At 61.2% G+C, this 8,986-nt stretch carries 9 protein-coding genes; 6 read left to right on the forward strand and 3 right to left on the reverse strand.

The window, feature by feature from the left end:
* Positions 1–27: 27 nt before the first annotated feature.
* Both L0B83_RS06240 and L0B83_RS06245 read right to left on the reverse strand, forming a co-directional pair.
* Entirely contained in the window at positions 28–687 is a 660-nt protein-coding gene (locus tag L0B83_RS06240) for a class F sortase (protein WP_234757541.1), read from the reverse strand.
* Between the two features lie 92 nt (positions 688–779).
* Positions 780–2,981 (reverse strand): hypothetical protein, encoded by a 2,202-nt coding sequence (locus L0B83_RS06245; protein WP_234757542.1) that lies wholly within the window; start codon positions 2,979–2,981, stop codon positions 780–782.
* A gap of 530 nt (positions 2,982–3,511) precedes the next feature.
* Here L0B83_RS06245 and L0B83_RS06250 point away from each other — a divergent pair.
* The 5 genes from L0B83_RS06250 to L0B83_RS06270 all read left to right on the forward strand — a co-directional run bounded on the left by L0B83_RS06250 (position 3,512) and on the right by L0B83_RS06270 (position 8,112).
* Positions 3,512–3,820 carry a lactococcin 972 family bacteriocin gene (locus tag L0B83_RS06250; RefSeq protein WP_234757543.1) on the forward strand — a complete coding sequence of 103 codons (309 nt, stop codon included), beginning with the start codon at positions 3,512–3,514 and terminating at the stop codon, positions 3,818–3,820.
* Positions 3,821–3,950: 130 nt separating this feature from the next.
* Positions 3,951–6,182 carry a bacteriocin-associated integral membrane family protein gene (locus L0B83_RS06255; RefSeq protein ID WP_234757544.1) on the forward strand — a complete coding sequence of 744 codons (2,232 nt, stop codon included), beginning with the start codon at positions 3,951–3,953 and terminating at the stop codon, positions 6,180–6,182.
* A complete protein-coding gene (locus tag L0B83_RS06260) occupies positions 6,182–6,841 on the forward strand; it encodes an ABC transporter ATP-binding protein (protein WP_234757545.1) in 660 nt (219 codons plus the stop codon). The genes L0B83_RS06255 and L0B83_RS06260 overlap by 1 nt, the downstream gene beginning before the upstream one ends.
* 315 nt (positions 6,842–7,156) lie before the next feature.
* Entirely contained in the window at positions 7,157–7,666 is a 510-nt protein-coding gene (locus tag L0B83_RS06265; protein ID WP_234757546.1) for a hypothetical protein, read from the forward strand.
* Positions 7,667–7,824: 158 nt separating this feature from the next.
* Positions 7,825–8,112, forward strand: coding sequence for a helix-turn-helix domain-containing protein (locus L0B83_RS06270; RefSeq protein ID WP_234757547.1), 288 nt, complete (start codon positions 7,825–7,827; stop codon positions 8,110–8,112).
* Positions 8,113–8,139: 27 nt separating this feature from the next.
* Here L0B83_RS06270 and L0B83_RS19705 read toward each other — a convergent pair whose 3' ends face one another.
* Positions 8,140–8,262: a hypothetical protein gene (locus L0B83_RS19705; protein WP_268820659.1), complete on the reverse strand. Its 123-nt coding sequence runs from the start codon at positions 8,260–8,262 to the stop codon at positions 8,140–8,142.
* Positions 8,263–8,432: 170 nt separating this feature from the next.
* Here L0B83_RS19705 and L0B83_RS06275 point away from each other — a divergent pair, with 170 nt between their 5' ends.
* On the forward strand, positions 8,433–8,723 hold the full coding sequence (locus L0B83_RS06275; RefSeq protein ID WP_234757548.1) for a hypothetical protein: 291 nt from the start codon (positions 8,433–8,435) through the stop codon (positions 8,721–8,723).
* The last annotated feature ends 263 nt before the right edge of the window (positions 8,724–8,986 follow it).

Here is an 8,986-nt window from a genome sequence, read left to right on the forward strand (position 1 = left end):
AACCCGCCTTGGACCGTAAGCGGTAAGTCATGGCCAGGGGATTGCGGTGGCCACGATGTTGTTGGCGAACTGGTCCTGTCCGGCGACGGCGACGAAGGGGCTGGCAAGATCACACGTCACCACCCGAATTACGGGTGGGCCTTCTGTGGCAGTAGCATCTGCCGGCAGGGACGTTTTGGCCAAGGATTCCAGGCCGATGATCTTGTACCTGCAGGTCACGCCGGAGTTGTCTGACACAAAGAGCGGCATGCCCTTGGTCGCCCGGACGAGGGAAGCCATCGGAGCGGGCGACCCGTCCGGGAAGTTGACGTGCCCGGCCAGGAGGGTCGATCCCGTCGCGGCGCAAACGGCCGCGGACCCTGTATAGCGGGCTGCTTTGGAGGCATGCGGGACCACCAGGTAGCCGGAATCGTCATGGCCTTCGTCGACGAGCCCTACTGTGAGGCCTATTCCTGGGATGGCGAGCATATTGGGCCGAAGGCCGGGAGCCGCGGTTGGCCCGGTGTACGTGTCGGGTTCGGCGGAAGCAAACGGCGCTAGCGGAGGTGTTTGCTGAGCGGGCGGGGGAGCGGATGGTGCTGTAAAGGCCAAGACGCCTGCGATCCCACCGGCCAAGCCCAATAGGACAAGGGCAGTCGCTGCAGAGCGGTTCCGCAGGACGCGACGAATGCCGCAGGGTTCGATCATTGGATGGTCCTCGGGTATGGGGCGGGACACCCGGTGATTAGCCGGGGTGGCTGGATCCGGGTGCCCCGCTCCAATCTGACAGCTGGGTGGTTCTAGTCAGTGTGTTCGTCCGCTGTGAGGCTGCCCGCTTCGCCTCGGCGCTTGTTGAAGTGTTTGCGGTACAAAAGCCCTGCTCCGCCAAGGGCCGCCAACGCGGTGGCAGTCCCGCCTGCGAGCAGGAGCGGCAGGTTCGGACCGGCTTCCTGTGCCGTGCCACTGCCGGGCGCAAATCCGGTGTTGACCATCAGTGCCGGCTTATTCGGGGCCGGCTCCTTTGGCGGCACGGTGGCTGCTTCCGGATAGGCGATTACGGTTTCGTTCTTTTCGCCGCAGTTGCCTTTGTGCAGCTGTGCGGTGAATGGTGCCTTGCCCCGGCCCTTGTCGATGGTCAGGTTAAGTTCCTCGACGTATCCGTAGGTGCCCTTGTAGGCGATGGTATGGCTCGGGTAGGTGATTTCACCTGGTGTGGTGACATCCTGATCCGTGGAGGTCCAGGATGGGTTGGCGCAGACGGCCTGGGCGGACCCGTCGGTCGAGTCGTCAAACTTGTACTGGCTCACTTTGGTGGTGACTTTGATCCCGGCGCCGGAAGGGATGGTGCCCGAGACTATTCCGATGTCGTGGGCCACGAGCGGAACGGTGCCGCTTTCGGAGGCCTTCGTGACGATCGAAGGTTTCGCGACCGTGACGGTTTCGTTGGGCAGCAGTTCTTTGCCGTCCCAGGGCTTGGTTGACTCCGTAGCGTCGATCCTCTCGGAGAAGTACAGATATGCATTCAGGCCTTTGGCCCATTTCTCGGCGACGATTTTCTCCCACGGAACCTCGACGGCCGCAGTCTTGAATTCGCCGTTCCCGGTGACCTTCGTGCTGATGGTAGCGACGACCTCGGCGTCGGCAGGGGCGGTGTCGGTGCCGCCGGCAATGGGGGAGGCAGAGGTCAGCACGAAGTCCGTTGAGATGGAGAGTTCCTTGTGAGGTTCGTTGCCGGTGACAGTGATGATGTCGTGGACCTTGCCGTTTTCAATGGCGGATGCCTTGGTCGCTACTTCGGGCTGGTACTTCTGGATCGTCTCCTCGTTCGGATCATTGAATCCAGCGGTCCAGTCGCCACGGAAGTACTGCTGCACCCCGGTGGGCTGCGCCGCCTTGGCGAAGCGGGCCACCGGGTAGTAGTAACCTGCTTTGTCCGCCTTCTTGTCCGCGGTCACCGTGACGTCGCCGGGTCCCGTCGCGGTGCCGGTTCCCGAAGCAAACTTCACCACCCCAGCCGGGACCTGGGCGGCCGGGGCGAGTTTGACCGGGCTGTAGTACCAGTCGAGGTCGAATCGGCCAGGAATGTGGGCGCCGTCCACCAACACCCAGTCACTGGCATTTCCCGTGGACGTGTTCACGTGCAGTGCATCCAACAGTGGCTGGCCTGCTTCCACGTAACGGCTGGCCGTCGACGTCGCTACCGGCTGAAAATCGAAGATCACTCTGGCATCGGCTGACGTCCCCGCGACGGGTTGGGCCCCGCCTGCAACGAGAAGGTTCTGGTACCCCGGCACGGAATATGTCGTCGCTGACACGCCGGGCGCGTCGATTGTCAGCGTGACGGACACCGTTCCGTTTCCGGTGGCCGCGAAGCCGGGCTGATCTCCGCTACTTAGGTTGATTGACTGTGAGTTCGTTCCCGCCCATACGGCCGGCCCGTTCAGCACTGCGCGGGCCGGGAAGCCGCTCAATTTGTTCCCGGCTGCGGAAATCAGTTCCGTCGATGTGACTGTGCCGCTGCGACCGTTCGCGTCCATCGAAAGCTTCGGTTGGGTGGAGTAGGGGCCTGAATTGGCCTTGGCGTCGGCCAGCATTCCCGCCGCCTGGGCGCGGATTCCGGGCAATTGCGGATCGGATGAGTCCCGGAGGTTGGCATACGGAGCCCCCGTTCCGTTCCACGGAACGTTGAACCTCGGATCCGCGAGCTCGTGTGCCAGATACGCCAACGCGGCATGGTTGGAAGGATCACCCTGGTACTTCTGAATTACATAGTTGAGCTGCGGGTTTCCGAGGGAACCCACGGCCCCCGACCCGGCCGGACCGGCCGGGATCCCGACGTCGAAGCAGAATGCCGTTGGACCTCCGGCAGCGCCGTTCAGGTTCAGGGATCCCAGCCACATCGACCAGTCCCCAAACCCCCGGGGCGGCGGGGCCTGGACGGTGATGCCCGATTGGTGCATTCCGGGCAGGTCTGTTGCGGCGTGCGCCGCTGACGCGTCCATGACGCTGCCGGTTCCTATAGCGGAAAGGACCAGGGCACCGGCGGCTGCCAGAGCCCTTGTCCTGGCGAGCGCCAGCCAGCCCTTTACCTGTCCCGGCGCTCTGGCTGGGTCTCGTTCTAATCTTCTTTGACTCACTTAGGTTCCCTTCTCTTCAAACGCGCCTGATACGCGATGACCACGCCTCGGTGGTCCCGTTTGTAGAGAGCCGGACAAATCGCAGTTCGTGAGAGAAGGGCTTCGGCCAAGCTTTCAGGGTTGCGCGAGACGTTTTCAGCGCCGTCAACTGTCAAGAATTTGACAGTTGACGCGTCCAGGCGGAGTTGAAAAATTGCGCCGATTTCCTGCGCTTTTGTGCCATAAATCCAGGCGACGGGCCACTAGGTCTAGTAGCAGGCCATTCGACCGTTTCTCCGAGCGGCTGAAAGGCAAGCGGGGGTGGTGCTTTCTACTTTTGGGGGCCCATCCATCGGTAGAGGCGAATCGTCTCTCCGCAAGGGCCAACTCTGGCCGCTAGAAGAATGGGGATTGTCATGAAAGTTAAGCGTGTGCTCGCCGGGGGAGTCCTGGTCGGTTTGTTGACGGTCGGGGCCGCGGCTCCTGCGTTGGCGGGAACGATCACCAACGTCGGTGGCGGCACCTGGAGTTATGGGACCGCGTTCCAAGCACCATGGTTCAAGAACGTCTGGTCTCACTACGTTCATCCGGCCGCATACCACTCAGCTACGGCTATCGGCGGCCCGAACACCATCAAGGTCTACGCAACCGCCAATAACTGGGCTAAAGCAAATACCCAGTGCGGCGCAGGCGAGAATGCCGCCCAATACTGGAATACCTACTGAGCAGCAAGCATCCCAATTTGCGCGTGCGGTCAGCGCGGTTGTCGGTCGGCGGGTCCCGTTTGGGGCCGCCGGCCGGCTTGTTTGTGCGCGGCAAGCGGAAACGTCGACAAGCTGAAGGGGTGGTAGGTCGATGAAGCACGTCCTGCTGGGACTGGTGATCGCAGTCTGCGCTGCAACGTTTGGAGCAAGCTTCGTCAACGGAATCAACGGACAACGCACGGCTGCGGCGCGGGCGGCAGCCGATGCCGGGCAGGCGTTTTCAGTCCCGAGCGATGCAACGGATCCTGATGCAGTGCTGTCTGCGTTGAGAAGTGCAGCAGAAGCCACCCGCAGCAACGTCTTCAGGACGGTGGTCGGGGTGGATGAAAACGACCGTGCGTTCGTGACTCAGTACGTGCTCTTGACCCGGCCCGATACCCGCGTCTTTGGCGCTGCAAATCTCTCATCAGGGAGATTCCTTACAGTCCAAGAGTCGCAGGAAGGCGACGCTTCGGTCGCATCAACAGACACCAGCCCGAACACGGTGGGCGTTCTGCGTGTCCTGGGGGAGGGGGAGCGCTTCTCGTTCCGTCCGTTACGGACGGCGTTCGACACCCTGCCTGCGCCGGGAACCTACTATGCCGAGTGCGGACCGGCAGGGTGCGCAGCCTTTGTTGATGCAGCGGCTGCGTCACTCACAGCTCACGTTGCTGGGCGGACCTTCGTGGCGTCGGATTTGCGCGCACCGAATCAGCAGTTGGTTGTCCCCACAAATGTCCCGCCGATCTACTTGCAACTCGCGGTTGCCGCCGGCCTTCTCCTCACCGCTGTGCTTGCTGTCTATCTGCAGCTGTATGAGGCAAAGAGAGCCGGCGCGTTGCGCTTGTTCGGCTATGGTGCGACCAGGACATGGTGGACGATCACGGGCCGCCCCGTGATGATTGTCGGTGCTGCTTCCGGCGTCGCTTGTGTTTCCCTCGCGGCACTTCTTCCCGGAGCGGACGCAAGGTTCGTAGCTGTTGTGGTTCTCGACCAAGCAGCTGCCTTGGGCTTGATCGCCGCTGCCAGCCTGCTGACCATACCGTACGTGGCAAGGATGCGAATTTCGGACGCGTTGAAGAACCGACGTGACACCGGAGCCTTGTTTGGCACAGGAATCGTTCTGTCCGTTGCAATTTCGGCTGCGCTCGTGGTGGTCGCTGCGGGCGCGTGGTCAAACGTGGATGTGATCAACCGGGAACGCGACAACCTGCGCCACTGGACCTCGACCAGCGGATACGGCGTTTTCGCTCCGATGAGCAATGGGAACGACGCAGTGGACCTGCAGACGGGCCAGCCCGGCTTTTCCGTCGTTCAAGCCACAGACCTCTATGACGCACTCAGTGCCCGCGGTGCCTTGTATGTCTACGCCGCGGCTTACTCAGAGTCAGTTGTCCAGGAAAGTCGACCGGCCGGCCAGTATCGATCAATGCAGGTCAACCCTGCCTACCTCCGCGCATACCCGATCCGTGACACGGATGGCCGGCCGGTCACGGTCGACGAGAGTGAATCATCGTGGATCTTGCTCGTGCCGGAGCGGTTCCGTTCCCAGCAACAAGACATCGCTGCCTATTTCCAGGCCGAACGCGACAGGGCACCGTCCGCAGAGAAGGCGATCTTCCACCGGGACGTCAGCTCCACACGGCGGGATCTCCGCGTGCGGATCATCTGGACGGAGAACCGCCAGCAGATTTTCACCTTCAACCCCGACGTCGCCGCATCTTCGGGCGGCTTGGTGGAGGACCCCATCGTTGAAGTCATGACCCGCGCCAACAGCCTTGGCGTGGACCGGCTCAACGCCGTCACAGGCGACGCCGGTGCCGGACTAAAGATCCCGCTCGAAGAAGGGAGCTCCCAGGCCACAATCACCGCCCTCCAGCCACTGCTCAAACGATTGAGCCTGGACGACAACCTTCGTCACTTGGTGACCATCAACGAATATCAGCTCACCAGGATCGGCAACCTCCAGGAGAGCCTCCGCAACACCATGATTGTGCTCGCTGCGCTGGTGGTTCTGCTCGTGATCATCACCGCGCAGACACTGACGATCGCGTTTGAGCGTTTCGCGCGCAAGATCATTGTCCGTGGCCTGTTCGGACTGTCGACGGTTCGGCGCTACCGCGAATTCATCAAGCTTGGAGCAATTGTGTGGGCTGTCCAGGGCGGGCTCGGTTGCGGGCTGGTATTGGCCGGTTTCCGGCCGTTCTCCTATGCCGATACGGGGCTGCTTTCCACGCTCACCGCGGCTTTGGCCATCAGCGCTGTCCAGGGCGTGGCCGCCGTCGTCGTCCTGTGGCTCACGGAACTGCGGCGTACTCCGAACATCCTGAAAGGGGAGCTCTAATGTCCGATGTCGTTTGCGACCTAGTGAACGTGCACAAAGGCTTTCGCGGCCATGAAGTCATCTCGGACCTGAGTCTGAAGGTGTATGCGGGCGAAATTGTCGCCATTACAGGTCCGAGCGGGAGCGGAAAAACAACCGTCCTTAACCTGCTTGGCCTGCTTGACCAACCTGACAAGGGCGAGATCAAGTTATTTGGCAGTCGGGCCCCGCGCCCAGGTAGCCGCAGTGCACGCATGCTTTTGAGGCTGCGCCTTGGATATCTCTTTCAGAACTATGCCCTCGTCGACAACGCGACCGTGACCGAAAACCTCAAGATCGCACAGACCTACACCCCGGGAACGGCCAAGGAAAAAGGCGAATCACGGGCGAGCGCGATGGAGCGGGTAGGCCTTGACCTTGACCCGAACCGCAAAGTCTACGAACTCTCGGGCGGAGAACAACAGCGTCTCGCCATTGCCAGACTCATCCTCAAACCCTGCCAGATGATTCTCGCTGACGAGCCGACAGGATCCCTCGACGCCGTAAACCGGGATCATGTCCTTGGCCTCACCAGAACTTTGGCTGAGGCTGGCAAAGCGGTCATCATCGTGACACATGACAACTCTGTATCCGCACGAAGCGATCGAGAAATCACCCTCGGCGCCGCAAGCCCCGTGTGAGTGTGCCGGATTCGTCACGGAACCGGCGTTCCCAGAGCTGCTTCTTTCCCGCTCTCAACTTGCATTCACGGGTATTTGTATGGCGGGAGTAGCCTCCTCCGTCACATTCGTTGCCAGAAGCTCAGAATCTTCGAGACGGGGTGACAACTTCAGCAATTGCGTGCAAGCTGGTCGGATGGGGGAGCGGGGACGCGTGAAGGACGCCGGGCAGTTGGGTCTGGTGCGGCGGCCGGGAGAAACCCATTCGTCCAACCGGAGGATCCACCTCAAGCGGCGCATCAGGCCGAATCCAATGTTCCCCACTAGGAGATCAGTGTGAGCACCGTCCCGCCATCGGACCCTGGCGCTGAGACAACGACGCAGCGCGCCAACCCGAGCACCACCAAGCCCAAGCAGCCGGGTGCATTCCGACGGCGGGCCGTCCGTGCCGCCCCCGCTGTCTTGATTGCGGTCATTGCCTTATCCTTCCTCCTGACCCGCGGCGTATTCGAACCGCCCGAGAGCAAAGTCCAGACCGCTGTCGATCAAATCCGCAATCTTGAGCACTTCCCAATGCAAGTGGATTCCGTGACCTCTTGGACGGGAGTCAATGCCGAAGGCGATGCGCTCCGTTTCGACTATCTCATCGCACCCAGCGTCGATTCGTCCACGGTCAAAGGAGACACCATACGCAATTCGGTCCTCGCCAAAGCCTGTTCAGGAGCGATGAAGGACGTGATGAACGACGGCATTAAGTTGAAGTACGCGTATGCATTCGAGGGAGCTTCCAAGAGTTTTGACTTCACGATCGCCAAGGCCGACTGCGCAACTTCCCGAGCAAAGTAATCCACGGTGACGAACAGGAGTTCTCGCAGCTCCTTCCACTCCAGCGGTTCAACTGGCATGCGCGGTTGTTCATGAGCCGGGAGTTGCCGGGACAAACAGGTTGCTTGCCCTATGCCGATAAGCGTGTCCTGAGCTCGTTATCGGGAGATACTCGATTCATGATGCGTCTGGAGTTCTGGCCTGACTATGGCTCTGGTCCTTTGTGGAGCGATGAGGGCAAGGCTATTGATCTGGGGTCACTGGGTATCTCGCCGGTGCTTGCTGAACGGGTCCGGTTGTGGAACTCGCAGTATGAAGAAGGCAGGATCCCAATCGACGGTCCCGGCGATGTCGAATGGCTTGCCGAGGGTGTGGGCCTCCTACGCCAGTTGCGCTCGGACTTAGGTAATGGCGTCGAAGTTGTCGTGACGGAGCCCTGGTGGGGCGAAGCTCCGACCCTTCAATAGCCTCAATCTCAGACCTTGAAGCCGTGTTTAAAGGCCTTGACGGTTAGTTCTCGCTGCTGCGATGTATTGGGCGTAGGCGGCGGCGGAGTCTGTGGCGTGACGTTCGATGGTGGTGGGGGAGTAACCGAGCGTTTCGGCGATGATGGCCACGGGTGCGAGTTTGGTGAGTTCGTGGAGTGTTCCCAGGCGTGCGGCGCGGGTGCTGAAGATCTTGCTGAGGCGGGTTGTGAGGTGCCCGGGGTGGATGTGGCGTCCGGGTGATGCTCCGCGGAATACCCACTTGGTGTTGGGGTGCGCGGCGGTAAGGTCGTGGCCTGGGTTTGCGGCGAGTTCCCGCCATGGTTGGCTGCCAGCTGCTGGAGCGTTTTCAGCGCTTCACGGGTGAATTTCCGTGGCAGTGGCGGCCAGCCGACATTGATGACTTCCTGGCCGATCTGCGTTCTGGCGAGAAGCCGATCAGTCTGAAGACGTTGCGCTCGTACAGCAACGCCGTGGCGATGTTCTGTTCGTTCCTGACGCATCCTGGCTATGGCTGGGGCGAGTTCTGTGAACGGACCTTCGGTGACTTTATGTCTTTTTCCGCGGCCGTCGTAGTCGACTGTAAAAGGTGACAGTGAGAGGCTCTCTACTTTGTAGGGAGCTTTCTCGCTTTAAGAGGCAGGCTGCGAGGCCACGGGTGCGCTGGGCTGCGCCGCCTTGGCGAGCGGCGACGATGGTGCCAACACACCCAAGACGCCAGTATGTTCATGACCGGCGAATCCGGTTTGACCTGCGGAAACGTCGGAATTGTTGATGGACGGGAGTTCTCGCAGCTACTTCTACTCCCGCGGTTTAACTGGCATGGACGGGTATTCGTAGGACGGGAGTAGCTGGG

Source organism: Arthrobacter alkaliphilus, from assembly GCF_021483235.1.
Classification (GTDB): Bacteria; Actinomycetota; Actinomycetes; order Actinomycetales; family Micrococcaceae; genus Arthrobacter; species Arthrobacter alkaliphilus.

Bases quoted from the DNA above. Each gene is read 5' to 3' on its own strand.
- L0B83_RS06255 (WP_234757544.1), top strand. From the start codon at position 3,951: ATGAAGCACGTCCTGCTGGGACTGGTGATCGCAGTCTGCGCTGCAACG.
- L0B83_RS06250 (WP_234757543.1), top strand. From the start codon at position 3,512: ATGAAAGTTAAGCGTGTGCTCGCCGGGGGAGTCCTGGTCGGTTTGTTG.
- L0B83_RS06270 (WP_234757547.1), top strand. From the start codon at position 7,825: ATGATGCGTCTGGAGTTCTGGCCTGACTATGGCTCTGGTCCTTTGTGG.
- L0B83_RS06240 (WP_234757541.1), bottom strand. From the start codon at position 687: ATGATCGAACCCTGCGGCATTCGTCGCGTCCTGCGGAACCGCTCTGCA.
- L0B83_RS06245 (WP_234757542.1), bottom strand. From the start codon at position 2,981: ATGGACGCGTCAGCGGCGCACGCCGCAACAGACCTGCCCGGAATGCAC.
- L0B83_RS06260 (WP_234757545.1), top strand. From the start codon at position 6,182: ATGTCCGATGTCGTTTGCGACCTAGTGAACGTGCACAAAGGCTTTCGC.